This window comes from Entomoplasma ellychniae (assembly GCF_002930155.1).
Lineage (GTDB): Bacteria > Bacillota_I > Bacilli_A > Mycoplasmatales > Mycoplasmataceae > Entomoplasma > Entomoplasma ellychniae.
In genome coordinates this window covers 277299-297611 of the sequence record NZ_PHND01000001.1, presented here as the reverse complement: position 1 = coordinate 297611, position 20313 = coordinate 277299, and the positions used below count along the sequence as shown (strand labels likewise).

Annotated in this window: 19 protein-coding genes and 1 pseudogene; 8 read left to right on the top strand and 12 right to left on the bottom strand. The window is 24.6% G+C overall.

Translation table 4 applies throughout. From position 1 onward, the window contains the following. Positions 1-211: 211 nt before the first annotated feature. The 3 genes from EELLY_RS01345 (at position 212) to EELLY_RS01335 (ending at position 4821) form a co-directional block, all read left to right on the top strand. Positions 212-1441: a PhnD/SsuA/transferrin family substrate-binding protein gene (locus tag EELLY_RS01345; protein ID WP_104205718.1), complete on the top strand. Its 1230-nt coding sequence runs from the start codon at positions 212-214 to the stop codon at positions 1439-1441. A gap of 63 nt (positions 1442-1504) precedes the next feature. Continuing rightward, on the top strand, positions 1505-2257 hold the full coding sequence (phnC, locus tag EELLY_RS01340) for a phosphonate ABC transporter ATP-binding protein (RefSeq protein WP_104205717.1): 753 nt from the start codon (positions 1505-1507) through the stop codon (positions 2255-2257). A gap of 2 nt (positions 2258-2259) precedes the next feature. Continuing rightward, complete coding sequence (locus tag EELLY_RS01335; protein WP_181021035.1) at positions 2260-4821, top strand: PhnE/PtxC family ABC transporter permease; 2562 nt, start codon at positions 2260-2262, stop codon at positions 4819-4821. 350 nt (positions 4822-5171) lie between these two features. Here EELLY_RS01335 and EELLY_RS01330 read toward each other — a convergent pair whose 3' ends face one another. The 10 genes from EELLY_RS01330 to EELLY_RS01285 all read right to left on the bottom strand — a co-directional run bounded on the left by EELLY_RS01330 (position 5172) and on the right by EELLY_RS01285 (position 15273). Continuing rightward, on the bottom strand, positions 5172-7058 hold the full coding sequence (locus EELLY_RS01330) for a hypothetical protein (protein WP_104205716.1): 1887 nt from the start codon (positions 7056-7058) through the stop codon (positions 5172-5174). After that, positions 7046-8341, bottom strand: a complete 1296-nt coding sequence (locus tag EELLY_RS01325) for an SGNH/GDSL hydrolase family protein (RefSeq protein ID WP_104205715.1) — start codon at positions 8339-8341, stop codon at positions 7046-7048. The genes EELLY_RS01330 and EELLY_RS01325 overlap by 13 nt, the downstream gene beginning before the upstream one ends. A 2-nt stretch (positions 8342-8343) precedes the next feature. Then, on the bottom strand, positions 8344-9234 hold the full coding sequence (locus EELLY_RS01320) for a hypothetical protein (RefSeq protein ID WP_104205714.1): 891 nt from the start codon (positions 9232-9234) through the stop codon (positions 8344-8346). Between the two features lie 67 nt (positions 9235-9301). Then, entirely contained in the window at positions 9302-10576 is a 1275-nt protein-coding gene (locus EELLY_RS01315) for an SGNH/GDSL hydrolase family protein (RefSeq protein WP_104205713.1), read from the bottom strand. A 28-nt stretch (positions 10577-10604) separates the two neighbouring features. Then, on the bottom strand, positions 10605-11708 hold the full coding sequence (locus tag EELLY_RS01310; protein WP_104205712.1) for a Y-family DNA polymerase: 1104 nt from the start codon (positions 11706-11708) through the stop codon (positions 10605-10607). A gap of 9 nt (positions 11709-11717) precedes the next feature. Further along, a complete protein-coding gene (gene xseB, locus EELLY_RS01305) occupies positions 11718-11924 on the bottom strand; it encodes an exodeoxyribonuclease VII small subunit (protein WP_104205711.1) in 207 nt (68 codons plus the stop codon). Next, positions 11914-13125 (bottom strand): exodeoxyribonuclease VII large subunit, encoded by a 1212-nt coding sequence (gene xseA / locus EELLY_RS01300; RefSeq protein WP_104205710.1) that lies wholly within the window; start codon positions 13123-13125, stop codon positions 11914-11916. The genes xseB and xseA overlap by 11 nt, the downstream gene beginning before the upstream one ends. Continuing rightward, a complete protein-coding gene (locus EELLY_RS01295; RefSeq protein WP_104205709.1) occupies positions 13118-13528 on the bottom strand; it encodes a transcription antitermination protein NusB in 411 nt (136 codons plus the stop codon). Before EELLY_RS01295 ends, xseA begins: the two co-directional genes overlap by 8 nt. A gap of 31 nt (positions 13529-13559) precedes the next feature. Next, positions 13560-14444, bottom strand: coding sequence for a deoxyribonuclease IV (locus EELLY_RS01290; RefSeq protein ID WP_104205708.1), 885 nt, complete (start codon positions 14442-14444; stop codon positions 13560-13562). 1 nt (position 14445) lies between these two features. Then, positions 14446-15273 (bottom strand): riboflavin kinase, encoded by an 828-nt coding sequence (locus EELLY_RS01285; protein ID WP_104205707.1) that lies wholly within the window; start codon positions 15271-15273, stop codon positions 14446-14448. Positions 15274-15465: 192 nt separating this feature from the next. Here EELLY_RS01285 and EELLY_RS01280 point away from each other — a divergent pair, with 192 nt between their 5' ends. From EELLY_RS01280 to EELLY_RS04395, 5 genes are all read left to right on the top strand, one after another. Further along, positions 15466-16452, top strand: coding sequence for a hypothetical protein (locus tag EELLY_RS01280; protein ID WP_104205706.1), 987 nt, complete (start codon positions 15466-15468; stop codon positions 16450-16452). Between the two features lie 109 nt (positions 16453-16561). Continuing rightward, positions 16562-16699 carry a hypothetical protein gene (locus EELLY_RS04160; protein WP_181021034.1) on the top strand — a complete coding sequence of 46 codons (138 nt, stop codon included), beginning with the start codon at positions 16562-16564 and terminating at the stop codon, positions 16697-16699. 174 nt (positions 16700-16873) lie between these two features. Beyond that, positions 16874-17158, top strand: coding sequence for a hypothetical protein (locus EELLY_RS01275; protein ID WP_146063616.1), 285 nt, complete (start codon positions 16874-16876; stop codon positions 17156-17158). Between the two features lie 98 nt (positions 17159-17256). Further along, positions 17257-17478, top strand: coding sequence for a DDE-type integrase/transposase/recombinase (locus EELLY_RS01270; RefSeq protein WP_104205704.1), 222 nt, complete (start codon positions 17257-17259; stop codon positions 17476-17478). Continuing rightward, positions 17447-17833 carry an IS3 family transposase gene (locus tag EELLY_RS04395; protein WP_104205703.1) on the top strand — a complete coding sequence of 129 codons (387 nt, stop codon included), beginning with the start codon at positions 17447-17449 and terminating at the stop codon, positions 17831-17833. The genes EELLY_RS01270 and EELLY_RS04395 overlap by 32 nt, the downstream gene beginning before the upstream one ends. A gap of 649 nt (positions 17834-18482) precedes the next feature. Here the strand turns inward: EELLY_RS04395 and EELLY_RS01255 are convergent. Together EELLY_RS01255 and EELLY_RS01250 are read right to left on the bottom strand one after the other, a co-directional pair. Further along, on the bottom strand, positions 18483-19487 hold the full coding sequence (locus EELLY_RS01255; RefSeq protein WP_104205701.1) for a hypothetical protein: 1005 nt from the start codon (positions 19485-19487) through the stop codon (positions 18483-18485). Positions 19488-19713: 226 nt separating this feature from the next. Then, positions 19714-20180: pseudogene (locus EELLY_RS01250) on the bottom strand (ATP-binding cassette domain-containing protein). Between the last annotated feature and the right edge of the window lie 133 nt (positions 20181-20313).

Below are 20313 nucleotides of genomic sequence, written 5' to 3'. Positions count from 1 at the left end.
TAAAAATTATTTCTTTTATATTATTTTTTTTTTTTTTTAATTATATTATGTCTATGACAACTTAATAAGTAAGAAAAACTTTTCGCGTTAGTAAATGAGCTATCGTCTTCTCAAGACTAATTTTGAGAATATAAGTTTGATGTGGGGAGTTTTTGTGAAAACAATTAACTCTCTTTTTATTTAAGTTGCTTTTTTCAAACAAGGGGGAAAAATGAAAAAATTGTTATCAATAGTTGCAGCAATTGGATTATCATCAACCACAGCTACTAGTGTTGTTGCTTGTGGGGGTGGTGAAACTTTTGAAGTTGTGTTTATACCTTCAAAAGCAGGAACTGAAGTAATTAATACAGTAAAACCATTAGAACAACAGTTGCAAAATAAGTTAAGTCAGAAAGCTGAAGCAAGAGGTGGTTCTTTTAAGAAAAAAGTTAAAGTTTCTGTTTCAAATAACTATGAAGCTGGAGCTTCAGTTTTAACAGCTGGAAAAGCTGATATATCATTTTTACCAATCGGAACATATAATTCTTTCAAAGGTAATAAAAGAGCTGATGGAACTTATGACAAACTTGGTATATTAGCACAAGCTTCAAGACAAGGTATGAAAACCGAAGTTGAAACGAATTTAGATTCAAAAGCAGAATATGATGAAAAAGACTCACTTTTAGTAGCAACTAAATATAATGAAAGTTTTTCTAAAATTGATGAAATTACAAACAAAACTTCATTAGATAAAATTTATAAATCTGATGAACAAGTAATTTATTATAGATCTTATATTTATATCAATAATGAATATTTGAAAAGTATGGAAGAAAAAGTTGGAAAAATTGAAGAATGAAATAATAATAATTATGTTAAAAATGTAAAAACTTTAATTAACGAAAGAAAAAAAGGATTTACTTTTGGAAAATCAAAGACTTCTAATGCTTCAAGCATTTATCCATTAATGTGATTAAAAAACACAATAGGTTATGAAGATGCAGAATTAGAAGAACTTTATTCTAATTCTAAAAAACAAACAGACTATAATAATGCTGCTCAAGGAGTGGCAGAAGGAACTTATGATTTTGCAGTAGGATTTAGTGATATTAGAGCAGATTTAAAAGATGATGATTCTACTACTACAATAAATAGTGCAAAAGATGCAATTCAAAAAACCAAAGTTATTGGTGTTGGAGATCAAATTATCAATGATGGAATTATATATTCAAGAAAAGAAAATAATAGTGCAGAATTATTAAATGATGTTAGAGAAGCCTTTAAAGAGCTTATTTCAAAAGAAGAAAATAAAGAAATATTTAAAATTTACAGTCATACAGATTACTCAATTCCAAAAGATATTGCATCAAGTAATGAATGAGAAGCACAAAATGATAAAGACATAGCATCAGTAAGTGAAAAATCCGATGCTATGTTAAAACAAATTCAAAATTGAAATTAGAAAAATAAATGGAAAGTTAACTAAAATGAACTTTTGTGCATTTTAAGATTAAATAATAAGGAAATGATAGAGTTTAAAAAAGTAAATAAAGTTTGGTCCAATGGAAAACATGTACTTAAAAATATTAATTTAAAAATAAATGATGGTGAATTTGTTGCTATTATTGGTCTTTCTGGTGCTGGTAAAACAACACTACTAAAAACTATAAATAAAGTAAATGCAATAACTTCTGGCGAAATTTTGATTGAAATTGATGAACAAACTAAATACGAAATTTCTTCAACTAAAGGTTCTTCTTTAAAAAAACTAAGAACACATATAGGATTAATGTCTCAAGAATATAATAATATTGGCAAACAAAATGTTCTAAAAAATGTTTTAAATTCAAAAGCAGCACAAATTAGTGGTTTTAGATCTTTAATCGGATACTTTACAAAAGAGGAAAAGAAAAATGCACTAGAGTCTTTAAGTAAATTAAAATTATTAGAATATGCTTATGTACGAGCAGAAAATCTTTCAGGAGGCCAACAACAAAGAGTAGCTCTTGCAAGAACTATAAATCAAAACCCAAAAATTATAATAGCTGATGAACCAGTTTCTGCTTTAGACCCAGTTTTAGCTGCAAGAGTAATGGAAGATTTTAAAAATATAAATAAAGATTTTAAAATGACTGTAATAATTAATATTCATCACGTAGATTTAGCAATAAAATATTGTGATAGAATAATTGGTCTTAATGATGGAAAAATTGTTTTTGATGACCAACCCTCAAAATTAACTAAAAAAGAAATAGATACAATATATAGTGGTGTATAAGTATGTTTAATAGAAAAATAAATGCAAAGTTTAACAGTGAAGTATTTAAAATTAATTCAGAGTTATCAAAAAAACCAAAAAGATTATTTTTTTGAACGCTTACTATATTTTGTTTGTTCATTGTTGTAATATCTTGATTTACTTTAGATTCTAAGTGAACTGAATTTTTTCAAAGTATTCCTGATTTGTTTCAAAGGTTTAAAGAAATGTTTAGTTGAGATTGAAATGATTTTTTAGATAAAGGATCTTCAAATAATTCTTTTTTTGAAAATTCCATGACTTCTATTTGAGAAACTTTATCAATGTCTTTTGCGGGAACAATTTTTGGTATTCTTTTAGCTATACCTTTTGCTGTTGTTGCATCATCTAATATAGTTAAAAATAAATCATGAAATTTTATATCAAGATTTATATTATTAATTTTTAGAACAATCCCAGCTTTTACATACGCTTTGATATTAGTTGGTTATTTTGGAGCAACAACTTTTACTGTCATGGCAGCTTTAACTATATTTACTTTTTCAATTGCTGGTAAAACATTATATGAAAGAATTGAGCAAATAGATACTCAAATTTATATTGCTTCACAAGCAACTGGAGAGTCAAAACTTAAATCTTTCAGAACTGCTGTATGGCCACAAATTTCTCACCATACATTATCCACAACTTTTTATTCTCTTGAAACTAACATCAGATATATTTCAATTATAGCTGGTGTTACAAAAATTGGTATTGGTCAATTAATTGATACTTCTATTGCATATGATAGATGAGATAGAGTTGGTTTTTTAATTACAATTCTTCTTGTTATAATTTTGGCTTTAGAATTATTTATTTGATTAATTAAAAATTATATTATTGAGGATAAAGATTTTTTGCTAGATAAAAAAGAGCAAAAAAAATTCGAAAAAAAATTGCGAAAAATAAAAAATGAAAAGTTTATTTCTTTTTACACTGAAAACATTCTTTGTCAAGAAATAAATAATGAGTTAAAAAATTCATCTCTTTCTAAGAATGAGATAAAACTTTTAAAGAGCAAAAAATTAATAATTAAAAATAATTTTATAAATGAATATAAATTAAATTTAATCAATGATAAAAATGAATACTTACAGATTAAATCTAAAAGTTCAAATGATTTAGATCTTTATATTTGAAATCAAGAATACAAAATCAACATAAGAATTGATAAAAAATATTCAACAATGATAAAAATGCAAACTGAAATTTTTAAATTCAAGTTATTGTCTTCGATTAAAGAAGAACAGACTTTAAAACATAAAGAGTTTGTTAATAATTTAAGTGTCGAACAAGTTCTTAAAAATGAACCAAAACATTTTATAAAAAGAATTATTTTATATTTATTTTTATTGAGTTTGCTTATTTATTCATTAACACTAGTAAAATGAGAATTAGCCAACAAAGAAACTGTCAAACTTTTAAATAGTCATATTTTACAAATGATAAAAATTAGCTGATCTTCTTTTTTTACATCAGTTAATTCTGGTGGAAATAACAATGCACCTTATAGTGTGGTGTATTTATTGTATGAAACATTATCTATTTCTGTTGTCGCAACTTTCATTGGAGCTATAATTGCTTATGTTTTAGGAATGCTTTCTTCTGAAAAAATAGTTAATAAGTATGTAGCAAGATTTTTCTTACTTATAACTTCAGCTCTAAGATCTATTCCAACATATATTTATGCTTTAATTTTTTTAGTTGTTGTTGGAATGGGCCCTTTTACTGGAGTATTAGCCTTAATAATGGGGACTATTGGTATGTTAACAAAATATAACAGAGAATTATTTGATGATATTAATCAAAAAATAATATTTCAAATGGAAGCAACAGGTTTAGGGTTATTAGGTAGAATAAGATATGGTATTATTGCTCAAACTTCTACCGCAGCTTTTTCAAACGTTTTGTATAGATTTGAAATAAATTACAAAGAGGCTATTATGTTGGGAGCTGTTGGGGCTGGGAATATGGGATTTTTATTAAATACTTATTTTACAGATCAATATTTTAGTGAATTTGGAGCTTTATTATTAGGAATCGTAATAGTTACGTTGTGTATTGAATACACTTCAAATACACTAAGAAATAAAATAAATAATAATACTGATTTAAAATGATTATGTAAATTTATAAATATTATTAATCAGAAAATGTTTGTAAGTTTTAAAGCTAATGAAAAATTATTAAAGATTGAAGATAAATTATCTTTTTCAGAATCAAGCGCTTTATACACTTATACAAATCAACAAATTTTAAAAAGAGCAAAAGTTATAAAAAAAGAATTTAACCTTCCTTCTAAAACATCTTGATATTTAGCCTTAAACGAGAAAATAAACAATAGTTATAATTTAACAAGAAAAAGAATGAATAAACTTGAATTACAAAAAGATAAAACTTATATTTTAAACAAAGAATTAAAAAAAATAGATCAGAAATTTCATTTATTTAAAACAGAATTAACACATAAAAGAAATAAATGAGTTAAAGAAGTTAAACAAAATTCTTTAAAAGAAATTAAAACTATAAAAAAAAAATACTTTTAACAACAGATAATACTATGAAAAAACAATTTAAAAGTTCTATAAAATATATAAAACAAAATACCAAAATGAAGATCTCAAACATTAATTATTAAAAAGAGAAATCTATATTTAAACTTTAAAAAAATCTACACTTTTAACAAATGTAGATTTTTTTATGTCTAAGTATTTAATAAAAAACAAAGCATTTAAAAATATTTAAATAGAATAAACATTAGAAAATAATTAAAAATTGGTAGAATAATAAAATAATTTAGAACTTTAGAATTTATTAAATAACATCAGCTTTTGCCAGTGTTGTTTAATAAGATGTAGTCTTTTATTTTTTACTTGTTTAAATATTAAAGACTCTTTTAATTAACATAACTTATTTTATTAATTATGTATTTTTTTGACTTATCTTTTTTTTCAAAAGACACATCAATTTTTTTAGTATCAATTGAAACTAAAGTTTGATTATTATTGATATCAACTTTAGTTTTTAGTTTCAAATTCTCAAAATCATTTTTAATGTTTTTGTCTAATTCTTTTTGAATCTGATTTTTATCATCTAAATACTTTGTGATTAAAGGAACTAAATTTGACCCAACATGTAAATCCTTTTCTAGATTTCGTAAATAATAAATGAATGAATCTTCAGCAATCGGAATCTTACCTCCTAATTTTTGTGAAATCATTTTCGGGTCATTTTCTAAAATAGACATAACACCTTTTAATTCCAAAATTATTTTTGAAAGACTATCTCAATCTATTGAAAAAACAACACTTTCATTATCAATATCTAGTGGTGTAATGATTGGAGATAGCTTTTCTTTTATTTGTTGAGTTAACATATATAAATTATCAACTTGTAATATTTCTTTTAAAACATTACCTGACCATAAAACTTCCCATGGAGTTTCTAAAAAATTTGAATTAAGTAGAGCAGTTATTAAATTTTTCATCTTTTCATCTTTAATAAAGTTTCCCAATAATGGTCCCGCTAAGTCAATTATTGAGTTTACTAAATCCCCACTTACTATTTTAGCGTCAGATGAAACTAAAGCAATTGATGTAACTAGCATATTTCCAATAGCAATTTTATCATCACTTACCGCATTTCCAATAGCTTTAAAAACTCCGCTTATTCCTCAAGAATTAGTGTAATCATTTTCTGTTAATGATTTAAAAAAGTTTGGAATTTGGAAAATTGACCCAATAGTTTTAAAATCGTTATTTTCTCAAAAAATGACATTTAATAAATTTCTAATTTTAATGCCTTCTTTATCTTCAACATTAATAGCTTTATCTAAATATTTCAATAGGTTCTTAATATCAAATTTATTATCAAATTCTTTAACTTTTTTATTTCTAAATTCTTCTAAATCATTTCATTCGAGCAAAACGTTAGTTTCTTTACTTATTTCTTGTGTAATAAATGAATTTAAATAAAATGCTGAAACATGCATAAAATTTAAAATATCACAAATGGCTGAAAAATTAGTAATTAGATTAAAACTATCTATTTTATTTGATTTGATTTTAATTATAGAATTTTCAATACTTTTTAAAGACATTTCTATATTGTTGTTGTTTGACTCTGCACCACCAGTTATAGTATTTAATCCTTTAGCAAAACTAATAATACTTTCATTTAAACTTTCTTTTAAAGTCATATCTTGATACTTACTCATATCAAAAGCGCTAGCTAAAGCATCAAGATTTTCATCTGATAAAATTACCTTTCCATATTGTAAAAAGTCCAAGTTTGTAATAATTTCATGTTTAAGTGATAAACCTTCTTGTAATAAAAAAAGCATTAAACCCATAAAATTATCATCTTGAATAAACGAACCCAAATTTTGAATAATGCTATTAAAACCAGATAAATCAAAATTTATTTTTGGAGTTAACCCTGTAGTTAGATTTTTGGCTCCTTTTCATTGATCATCTTTTGCATCTAAATATTTATTAGACACGGATGAAAATCTAGTTCAATCTTTTAAATTTGGTAATGAAGAGTTATATACTTGAGAAATGTCAGAAATATAAAAATCTTTAACATTATTATTGTAAACATAATTTACATTATAATTTTTTTCCTGATTTAAATAATAGATTTTTGCATATTGCTCAGCTAGTAAACTCATTTCATTTATTGTATTAGCATTTTCATCAGATAATTTAGTAAAAGATAAAGCACTAGTAACACTAGAAGCTGAAATAGTTATAACTGATAAACTTAGTATTAATTTTTTCATGTTTTACTTATCTCCTCTATTATGTTCAAGATATCTTTTGAAACTAACTCATGTACGCCTTTTGTAGGGTGAACGAAATCTGTAAAAAAGAAAGAATTCAAATCAGCATGTTCTTGGGCTTTAATAGTTTTAATTTTGACATCAAGAATATTTTCAGCTTGTAAGTTATTTTTTAAAAATTCAATAATTGTATTTACAACTTCATCGAATGGCTTTGTTTTTAATTCTTCTATAATTTCAGAGATTTCAATTGGTTTGTCATTTAATTTAACTTCAAAATCCATTTTGCTTTCATCAGTATAAGCTACTCTTAAATTTGATTTAGCTTTTTCTTTAAGAGAACTGTCTGAAAAAGTGTCTAACCATCTTTTTTCTAAATTAGTTTCTCCTTTTTCACCTAATGTATATTTATATAAGTCATAAAGATGTATTGAATCATTATAATAAGGATTAATTTCGTTTAATAACTTTAAGACGTTCTCATAATATTCACTACAAACACTTGTTATTGCTTTTAACTCGTCGCCTGTTTTATTTGCATACCTGGGAGCAAAAGACATAATTGGTGGTGTCATAAAAATAATATTTTTAACATCATTGTTTAAAAGATTTAATAAAGCTATTCTTAATCTTTTTAAGCTATCATTCATAAATTTTAATTGATCTGATGGACTATTTCTTAAATCTATCATTGACATTAAGTCATTTCCACCAATTTCAAAAAATACAATATCTTTTTCATGGATTATTTGTTGACTTATTAATGTTTTTGTTTGTTTATCAACTGTTACATCATTCAACAATATACTAGATATCCCACTAACTTGACCAGCAGTAGCACCACCAACAGAATAATTTTTTCCATATTCTTCTTTTATTCCAACAAATTGATTACTTGCATTAAAAGTTTCTAAACCTAATGCTTTAGAAACTTGAACTGAAGCAGTTGGACCATTTGAAAAGTTAGAATGATGAACACCATTTTCATCATATCCATAACCATCTCCGCCTAATTGCAAATTAATTTTTAATATACTTGTACTTAATTTATTGTTAATAAGTTCTGATAAACCATCTTGATCACTTAAACTATCTCCAATAACATAAAAATTAGAAACTCCAAATTGATATTCTCCGCTTGAATCTTTTGCTTGAGATTTGTCAATATTTTTTCCAACTAAATAAGGGTTATTTAAATCTAATTCATTTGAACAAGAAACTGCTTGAATAGCCAATGGTGTTGAAACACTAAGCACAGTTAATATAGATAACATTTTTTTCATATCTATTTTCTCCTTTTATTTTTTATTAATTTGGTAGTTGAAAAAATAACTACTGTTGGTGTAATAAAAACTGAGCTACATAGCATTATAAAAGCAATTTGAGTAATAATTTGACCTCTAATAAAATTAGGAGAATAAAGCACGTCTGGTGTTATGTGTTCTGGCAGATCACTAGCTTTTAATTTAGTATCAATAAATGGATTTTCCAAGCCTTTAATACTTAATGCATACTTTAAAGAATCAATTTGCTGATTTACAAATCAAGCTTTATTATTTTTTAAAAGCGTTCCTGGTGAATAACTAACTGTTATCCCTGTTAAACCTGGTTTTGTAGATTCAATTCTTGCATCATATTCTTCTTGTTCAATAAGTTGCTGTTGTCTTTTTGATTTTTGTTTTAATTTATTCGAAAATATATCACTTATTCCATCTTTATGAAAAACTCATTGAATACCTGTATTCACATATCCATATGATTGGTATTTTTGTGCAATTGCCATATCAAATTCGATTATGTCATTACCAATGTCATAAAAATCAATAGGAGTTTTTTCAGCTATTATTTTATCTCATTTTTTGTGAAATCATTCATTTGAAAACTGTCTGTATTGAGTATTTAACTCATTATACTCATTGTCATCATCATGGTTTATAGTTGATATAGCATCAGCTATATATGAATTTTTAACTACAGTTAACATAATTGGTTCATATAATGCACTTTTTGGATTCAAAACATACTTATTTTTAGGTGTCATTATTTTTAACTGTTTTCTTACTGAATCAATAAACATCTTAGATTCTAACCCCATTCCAGGAATTAGTAACCCAAGTGAAGCAATAAAGTAAAAGATTGCAATAAAAATACAGATTATCAGCATTCATTTTTTCATATAATTTTCTCCTCAATGCATTTATTAAAATTAGCACTTTCATATAATTTTATCATAAATTTGAAAGTTATTTATTTTTTGAGTGCTTCATAATTTTTTTAACTTTTTTATAAAGTATTTTAAAAACAATATAGTGAACATTTTTATTTGGGTGCAATTTGTCTACAAAAAAATAACAATCAAAATTAATAGGATCATTAAATTTTGCTGAGTTAATTTGAATTAAGATTTTATTATTTGCTTTTTTTGAAGCAAAAATTAATTCTGGTAGTAATGAAATTAAGTCTCTTACTCCATTTATTGATCTTGTTTGTTCACCAATAGTTAATTCTACTTCAACTTCTTCTCAATTAGTAGCACTTGTGTTTATCATTTCTAAAGCTAGTTTTTTCTTTTTAAATCAAAAAGTTTTATAAAATTTATTTTTTAAAAAATCAGTATTTTTATAAAGATCAAATAAATGAACACAATTTTTATAGTGTTCATTGGTTAATTCTAACACTTCAATTATATTTTTATAAAATTGATCAGTTGCTAAAAGAATGACTTCTTTAATTAAAATGTATTCTTTTTTACTCATAATATCTTGAAATATAGGTGGAAATTCAATTGGTGGTGGTGTCATAAATAAAATATTTTTAATACCATTGTTTAATAAACTAAAAAGCGCTATTTTTATACGTTCAGTTGCATCTTCTAAATAAGAAGTATAATCTTCCCCAATTTGAATTAACTTAACAATATAAGCCAAATCATTACCTCCAATTTCAAAAAACACCAAATCATTTTTATTGATTTTATGTTGTTGAATTAAAGCACGAGCTTGAATATCAATTCTAACATCATTTAAAAAAGTTCCTGAATTAGTGTTTAATTTACCAGCAGTAGCTCCAGCAACAGCATAACTATTGCCAAAACCATTTACTCCCTCTGAATAAATATTAGAAGGTTTTAAACATTTTATACCTAATTTTTCTGCTAATAAAAAAGCAGCTGTTGGTCCATTAGAAAAACAGTTGAAAAACTTTTCATCTTTATAAAAACCATATGCATCACCTTTAATAATCAATTCAGCATTTAATTTTAAAGCTTTAATCCTTTGTTCTACAAAAGTTGTTAAACCATTTACATCGCTTAAACTATCACCAATTACAAAAAAGTTAGAAATGTTATGTTTGTATTTACCACTTGAATCTTTAGCATTAGATTTATCGATATCTTTACCTAATTCCAAAACATTATCTACTTTATTTTTTTCTTTATCTAATTTCTTCGCAACAGAGTTTATTTTAAAAGGAATAATTGTAAATAAACTTGATATTAAAAAAAAGATTTTTTTCATATTATTTTCTCCTAATCATTTTATTTTATTATAACTCCAACTCTGATTGAATAACAATCTTGTTTATCTCTTTTAATTGACTTACACCGCAGCCAATTAAAGATACATAATTTTCTTTTTCGATTTCATATAATTTACTTATTAAATTTGCAAAAATTATTTCTAAATCATTTGTGTGTTTGTTTAATGTTAAAGAGTAAGTTTTTCTTGATTTAGATTTTTTATTATCTTCAAAAAATTTAATTGATAATTGAATAGTTTTAGCTTTTAAGTTATTTTCTTTTAATTTGAAAACAACATTTTTAGTTAGTTGAAATAAAAGTTCTTTTATTTCCTCATCTCCAACTAGCAATTTATTGTTTGCAGTTAAAGTTTTTTCTTTTGAGATAGATTTAATATCATGTGATAAATAATCAACAAATGAGTAATCTTCACCTTTTAAAGCTTTTTGAATTTTAAACCCAACTTTACCAAAAAGTTTAGCAACTAAATTTTCATCAATTTCAACAAATTCAAAAACTTTACTTATTTTTAAAGCTTCAATTTGTTTTTGTGCACTATGTCCGATTCCAATAACATTTGAAATGTCCATGCTTCAAATCAAACTTTTGAAATTTTGCTTAGTAATGATTTGAATACCATTAGGTTTTTGCATATCACTTGCCATTTTAGCAAACATTTTATTAAAACTAGCACCAATTGAGCAAGTCAAAGTTGTTGTCTGATAGATTGCAGCTTGAATAGCTAAACACAAGTTTTTAACACTTCCATAAAAACTTCAAATATCAGAAACATCAATAAAACATTCATCTAATCCGTATATTTCTACTTTATGAGTAAATTGAGATTTTATAATATCAAATATTTGTTTACTGTATTTTTCATACAGATCATAACCACTACTTACAATGTGAAATTCAACGTTTTTTAAAAGTTGTTTAACTTTAAAAATTGGCATTCCAGCTTTTACACCATATTTTCGACACTCATAAGATGCAGCTACTACAATTGATTTTTCATCATAACGGCTTACTATAATAGGTTTATTTTTTAAACTAGGATTATTTGCTTGTTCACAACTAGCAAAAAAAGCATCCATGTCTAAATGCAAAATGATTTGTTCTTTTTTCATATTTTTTAATTATTCAAAGTCTTTTATTTGATTATCTTCTAATACTTTATTGACACTGCCTTCATAAGCAGTTAACATTTCTTTAGCTTGATTGATCTTTGCAATATTATCTTCAAAAATTTTCATAGCTTCTTGCATTGTAATTTCATTAGACGACAATTTTAGAGTGCTTTGTTTTAATTCTTCTATTAATTTATCATATGTCTTATTTTCCATTTTTAATTACCTCTTTCACTTGAGTTGAAATTTCTCCATCATTTAAAATAATTTTAATTATGTCATTTTCTTTTAGCTTATTTACTGTATTAATAGTTTGATTATCATAAATTAATAAACCATAACCTTTTTCTAAAGGTTTTTTTGGATTTAGCAACTGTGTTTTAGTTTTTATATTTTCAAGTAATATTTTATTTTTATCTAAAATGTTTTTAATTAAATTTTTAGTATTTTGATAAAAATAATTTAATTCTTTTTGTTCTTTGTTAATTTCATTTTTAATAATTGAATAATTGTTTTTAATAAGAATGTTTAAAGTATTTTTATCATTATTTAAATGAGATATTATTAATTGTTTTTGGTTATGATAAATATATGATAACTCTTTTAGTAACTCTTTTTGATTAGGAGTTGCTAATTCACCAGCACTAGTTGGAGTTGGAGCTCTTAAATCTGATACATAATCGATTAAAGTGATATCTGGTTCATGACCAACAGCTGAAATTATGGGTATTGTTGAATCAATTACAGATTTTAAGACTTCCATTTCATTAAAGCATCATAAATCTTCATAACTTCCACCCCCACGTCCAACAATTAATATATCTAGTTTAACTTTAAACATATTAGCTTGTTTAATTTTTTTAGCAATATCTATTTTAGCAAATTCACCTTGTACCATTGATGGGAATAAATAAATGTTTATTAAAGGCATTCTTCTTTTAATGGTTGTTATCAAATCTTTAATTGCAGCTCCAGTATCAGCTGTAATAATCCCAATATTTTGTACAAATCTTGGAATTGGTTTTTTTCTTGATAAATCAGTTCACCCTAATGCTTTAATTTCTTGTAAACGTTTGTCAAATAATAATTGTAAATCACCAACACCTTCAACACTAATATCAGTAATTTCAAAACTAACTTTAGCATTGGGGATATAAAAAGTTATGCGTCCATAAGCAATAATTTCCATTCCCTCATTTAAATTCAAACTAACAAACTTGTTTGCATTGCTTTTTCATATCATTGCAGTTAAACTTGACTGCTCGTCTTTTAAAGATAAGTATATATGTCCGCTTTTATTAAAAACCAAATTAGAAATTTCACCTTTAACATAAATATTTTTAAAATAAGTGTTTGCTTCTATTACTTCTTTTAAATTTTTGCTAATTTCACCAATCGAAAAAATATGTTTATCCATTGGGTTTATACATTTTATCTAAAACTGCATTTACATATTTGTATTCATAATCAGGCATAGCAAATTTAATTAATTTTAAAATTTCATTAATTGTTACTGGTTTTGGGGTATCTGTATTTTTAATTTCATATGTTCCAATAATTAAAGCAGATTGAACATAAGCAGGGATTCTTTCTCATTGTCATTTAATACTTAAAACTGGGACGATAACATCAATAATTTCAAATATTTGATCAGCTACTTTGTTAGCTATTTCAAAAGTCAGAATATCTAATTTTTCTTGTGTTTCATCCAATAAATCTTGTTTAATCACACTAATGTCACTATTAGTTAATGCATAACGATAAAATAGTTGAACTAGTATTCGTCTACGATCTGTTAAATTAATTTTAAATTCACTCATCTTACTCCTGTTCTTTTATATTATATATAATTTAATCTTTTATTTTTAATATATGTTGTTTGTTCAATAAGTTATATATCTCTTCTTTATATGGCGGTTTATCATTGTGGTATGGAGTTTCTAATACTTTAGGAACATCAATGTATTCTTTATCTCATAAAATTTTTAGTAAAGTATCAAAACCAATATGCCCATAGCCAATGTTTTCATGACGGTCTTTGTGCGCACTTATTGGATTTTGAGAATCATTTAAATGAAAGCACCTAATTTTTTCTTTACCAACAGTTTGTTTGATTTCTTGTTTAACTGCATCTCAATCACTAAGATTATATCCAGCATCATGCATATGACAAGTGTCTAAACAAACAGCAACTTTATCAGGTTCTTTTACTTTGGATAAAACATATGCAAAGTCTTTTAAGTTAATACCAACTTCACTACCTTTACCACTCATTGTTTCTAAAGCTATAATAGTGTTTTTTTGATTCGCTGCTACAGCATCTAATCCTTTAACTAAAGCATCAAGTGCTTTTTGATAATCACCTTTTAATCTAGCTCCTGGGTGTAATACTAAAATATTGATCCCCATACCTTCACATCTTAAAATTTCTTTAGTTAAAAAATCAACTCCAAAATCTCAAGTGTTTTGATTAACTGGATTAGATATATTAATTAAATATGGTGCATGAACAATTAAATTTTTCATATCTAAATTATTATTTCTCATTAATTCTTTCATTTCTTTAATATGTAATTTATCTAAATCAGTTCTCATTGTATTTTGCGGAGGTCCTGAAAATATCATAAAAGTATTAGCCCCATATGATAATGATTCATTAAAACTACCAATCAAATATTCACCATGCTTGTTGCTTTTACTCATTCCTACATGGCTTCCTAAAATGGGTTTTTTCATTTTATTCTCCTTTAAAATAATTTATTGCAATTTTTTTATCTTCGTTTAAAAGTTTTTTTAAGTGATTAAAATCTTTTACTTCAATGCTTTCTCTAATGTAATAAAGCATTTCAATTTCAATTCCTCACCCATAAATATCTTGTTCGAAATTAAGGATATGTGTTTCAAAAACTGAAACACCTTGTTTATTAGTTCAATAAACACTAATACCTTGTAATTGTTCATCAAAACTTGGCAATTTAACTATTGTTACATAAACTCCTGGTTTTAAAATTAAATGATTGTCAACAATTATATTTGCTGTTGGATAACCTATAGTTCTACCTAATTGATTTCCTTGTGAAACAAATCCAGAAAATGAATAATTAAAATTATTTATTTTTTGATAATCTTTAAATTTACCTTCTCTTAAAGCTATTTTACTTTTTTTAGTTAATTCATTTAAAGAATTATTATATTTCATAATAAAAATTTCAAAACTAAAAGCTTTTTTAATATGTTCTAAATCAATGTTATTATCAAAAACAAAAGCTTTTTTTATGTTTAAATTATTTTTAATTAATTCATAATCAAATTGCTCATTAAAACCATATCAAACTACTAAATCAACATTAGCTTTACTAGCTTTAATTTCCATTCCTTTAGTTGGGATAGTGTACAGCAAATTATTATTTTCTTTATTAATCAATATTACTTTTTTACCTTCTTTTTTTGCTTCAATAATTAAGTTATCTTCATTAAGGTCTCATTTTGAAAAATCACTAAATACAGCAACATTCTCATCTAAATTTCAAAGCATCATTAACATGTCATTATAATTTATTTTCATTTTAATTCCCCCTTTTATTTACATTATTTTAATTTTAACTCATCAGGTTAATAAATACAAAATATATATTTATTTTAAATAGTATTTAATCAATATATATTAATAAAAATTATGAATTGAAATTAAAAGATAAAACTCATTATTTTTTGGTTTATAATTATTAATATAATTTTTTCTAGAAAGGATTTGAAAATGTGTAAAAAGAATGGTGCAAAAACCAAAAAAGAAACAAGAGAATTATTATCAGATTTAAATAAAAAAATAAATAGTAACAATATTAGTGAAAAACAAAAGGCAAAAGATCTTTTATTTGTACATAAAAAAATTACAAATAAATTATTGGTTTGATCGCTAAAGTTATTCATTTTATTTTTAATTGATATTTTCTTATTAATTACAGTTATAACTTTATTTATTACTAATATGTTTTTAGACAATAATACATTAGTTTGAATAATTATTTCATTATCATTATTAATATTAGTAAAATTTACTTATATGAACTGATTTTCTAAAAACTTATTTTATAAAAAAATAGTTGTTTTCAATTTTAAAAGTAAAGTTGATAAACATAAATTTCAAGCTTATAGGGAAATTTCATTTACACCTATTTGGTTTTGAATTTTCTTTGTTGGGGCAAACTTTATAGTGGCTGTTATTATAAATTATCAAATACAAGGGATTTTATTAGCCTATGGAAAAGGTAATAAATGAAACGGACCAGGAATATTTACATTTTGAGCTATATCAAGAGCTATGTTAGACATGATGTTACTACCTTCATTTTTGAATGCTTTTGGTAAAATTGCAGAAAAAGATAAAGCTGTTGAGTCAAATTATGTTAAATTAATTAAAGACCAATACTTTTCAAACAAATCGTTATTTGAAGATGTTGAATTTGAAGAAAATTATTTAAATCTTAAGTTTAATAAAAATAACTTTTCTTCAAGAAACGGATTATTTATTTTTGTAAATAAAGATGATCTAACAAGACCTGACCAATCTAGAATGATAGAAATAAATAAAGAGATTTTAGAATGTTATAAAGAAATATGAGAAAGTTATATTGATTTACTGGAAAATAGAATGAAAGCTAAATTCAATAAAACAACAGTTCACACTTTATATTGACTTGAAAGAATTTATGACAAAATATTTTTAGATTTATTTGATATTTAAAAAAAATGAACTACAAGTTATTTTGATTTGAATGAATATAATTCTCTAAGTATACAAAATGATAAAAAACATTTTATTATTACAATTGTATATAAGGAGAATTTTTATTATGTCAAATATCAAAGCCAATAAATCAATTATCTTGTCAGCTCAACAAAAAGAAATAATATTAAAAGATCATTTACAAAATGAAATGTCTTTTGGTCAATTATCAAAAAAAATACAAAGTGTCATATTCCGCAATTAGAAAGTGATGTTTAGATTATGAAGTTTATCGACTTGATTCTTTAAAAAGTCAAACTAGTAAATTAAACCTTTCATCAACTCACATAATTCAAAAGATAAAGAAATAGTTATTTTAAAAAAACAACTTAAACAATCTAATATGGAAAATGATATTTTAAAAAAGATTGATGAACTGATGAGAAAATCACTAAAAAAGAAATATAAAATATACCAAATATATTCTGTACTTAAAATTACAAGAAGAACTTATTATTTATATATTAAAAAAGATATTCCAGATTTTCAAATTAAATTTGATAAATCATTTGCTAAGCAATTTAAAAGTGTTTTTTATGAAAACAATGCTAAATATGAATATCAAAGAACACAAATTTATTTAGAAAACTTTAGAGTAACAGCTAGTTATTCTAAAGTTTACAGATACATGAAACTTTTAAATCTGTTTCAAGTGAAGAATTAAAAGTTTAAAAATAAACCTAAAGAAATAAAAAACATGAATCGTAAGTTTAAAATTTTGTTAATAGAAATTGGGCTAGTTACAAAAAAGATCAATTATGAGTGACTGATGTTTGTTATATACAATGCAACAAAAAGTTTGTTTACTTAAGTGTCTTAAAAGATGTTGCCACTGGTTTTATTGTTGGACATAATGTTTCAAAATTCAACAACAATCAAATTTATCAAGATACATGAAAAAATGCAAAAAGATTTTATAATCCTTTAGAACCAAAAATAACACATTCAGATAATGGTGTTCAATACACCTCAATTTGAGCATAAAAGATTTGCAAAAAATAATAACTTAACTATTTCTTTGTCAAATCCAGGTTGTTTTTTAGACAATGCGGCATGTGAAACTTTCTTTTCGCAGTTAAAAACTGAATGCCCAGAAGTTTTAGAAAAAAGTACTTTTGAAGAAGTTTGTAAATTAATAGATAACTATATAAATTATTATAATTACACTAAAATTAGGGTTAAATCTAAAAAAACTACCAGCTTGTGATTATTAAAATCAAACAAAAAGTCATTTCAAAAGTGAAATGACCTATATTTTATAAAAAACATTTTGTATACTTCAAAATTATGTTCAAAACATATTCATTGTCCGTATATTAAGACATTTTTTTATACTTAGAAAATTATATATAAGAGAAATAGTGTCTTAATTTCATTTTATGTAATACTTAAAGATGTTAAAGAACTTTAGTAGCCAAGTATTTAATAACCTGTTGAAAATTTTTTCCTCCAAACTGGTGCGTATTATGATTTAAGCATAGATTGGAAGTTATTTATCAAAATAAATTGCAAATCATTAAAATCAATATTTTTATGGTCAATGATTATTTTAAATATACAATCATTGCGGATTTGTTGAATAAAAAGTCCATAAGCTCTTAAATAACGTAAGAAAAGTCTAAGTTCTTTATATGGATCATTTTTTAAAACAACCGTTTGAATTTTTCTCTTTATTTTTTTTGATAATTTTGAAGTGATTTGTTACGTCAAGAAACTTTTTTAGACTTATATCATATAAAATAATTTTTTGATATTCTAACACCTCATTATTTTCTTTAAAATATTTAATATAACATTCTTCTGCTTCTCCTTTAAAAGAACTGGAAACTCATTTATATTTATTTTTTGACCAAAACTCATAGTAATATATAAGTATTTATATTTTCATGTAGCTATGTATGCTACATGCGCCGCGAGAGGAAAACCAACCGCTAAAGCAATGAATGCAAAAATCAGACATGCATATATATCTCAAGTCATCATAAATATTATCCTCTTACAACTACATCTATTAATTCTATTACTGCTGCTATTGTACCAATAAGAGCCAAAAAAGGTGGAAATTCTCAAGATATTGGAGTAAGAGAAAGTGATGCAGTCATCGGTATTGTTTTCGTTGTGCTCCCTAAAACACGCCCGATTGACAAAGTTGCAGCAATAGCAGATGCGCCTTTTTTAATATTGCTCATGCTTTCATCATATTTTACTAAGGCTAATGCTAAAAATCCTTCTACTGCAGCTGCGGTAGCAGCGCTAATTGCAGTACAACCAATAGCTCAATTTACTGATATACCAAAACTTACAACAGCTGCTGCATAAAATCCAGCAGCAGCAATAGCAGCTGCAGCAGAGGCCGTAACAAGGGCAGTTTTTACAATTTTAAGTTCTTTCACTAATTTGTGGATTCCTTCCAAGCTATCTGTTGGTGTGTAAGGCGGACTAATATGTCCACCACCAATACCACCACCAAGGGTTGGTTCAAAAGCAATTTTATTTAATTTATGGTTTGGAAGCGCATTAACACCTTTAATACCATTTATATACAAATTATATGTTCTTCCAAATTCAGTAACTGTTGTTTGTAAATAATTAATAAGAGCAGAAAAATTAATATTTTCACCCTTGAAATGATCAAGAATTTTTCGAGACTCATTTTTTGCATATTCTATAATATAATCATTGTCAACTATTTCAGAAACACTTTCTTGTTCATTTTGAACAAAATTACAAAATAAGCCGTCTAATTCTTTACTCATTTCTAATTTTTCTAAAATCATTTCTTTATTGTTAACAAATAAAATTTGTTCTATTTCCCCATCTTTGGCGGATTCTTGTGAGTAGTTCATTTGACTACTTATAACTTTATTAAAGGAGTTTATTTCATCATTTGGTGTTCTTGATGAAGTTCGAGTTACGAAGGAACTTGCTGTTAATGCTAAAGTTCCGGTAACAGCCATTAAAATTGTCGAGCTAACTGCTAATAATTTTTTCATAATGTAATCCTTTCTAACAGTAAAACTTTCATTTCAATTGTTATAAAGATTCCCTGTATGTTTAATATATTAACATACTTTTCTTTTTTAATTGCGCTTATTTTTTCAAAATTAATGCTTAATGTTTTTGAATCTAATTTTTTGTTGTAAACTACTTGACCTTTTTCGTCATTTTTTTAATGATTACGGCTCTATCAATAATGTGATTTAATTCATCAATGTTATGTTAAGTAATAATGATAGTTTTTTGATATTTAACAGATAAGTCTTTTAAAATATTCATAAAATCTAATCTTGATTTTACATCTAAATTAGCTGTTGGTTCATCCAATACTGTAATTTTTGGATTAGTTACTAATGCAGATAAAAGAAGTGTTCTTTTTTGCATACCAGCAGATAATTCACTAAATTTGTTATTTTTAAAATCTTTTAAATTTAAAGCTTCGATGTATTTGTCTAAATACCTTAAAGTAATACATTTGCTTATATTTTTTAATTCTGCAGAATAAATTGTAAACTCAACTATATTAAAATTTTTAGGAAAATTATTTTGATCTGGAAAAATGCTATATCTTTTAAGCCAAAATTTGGAGAAACTTCTTTTCCTTTTAACAGAACATTACCTGAATCTTTTAAATGTTCACCAAATATTAATTTTATTGTTGTAGTTTTACCAGCACCACTGTCTCCAATAAAACCAACAATTTTCCCTTTTTTAACATTAAAATTAATATTACTAACTCCAACTTTATTAATTAATTCTATACATTAAATTTTATCAAAAAAGCTAAATTTGCTTTGAATAAATTTAAAAAATTAATAAAAA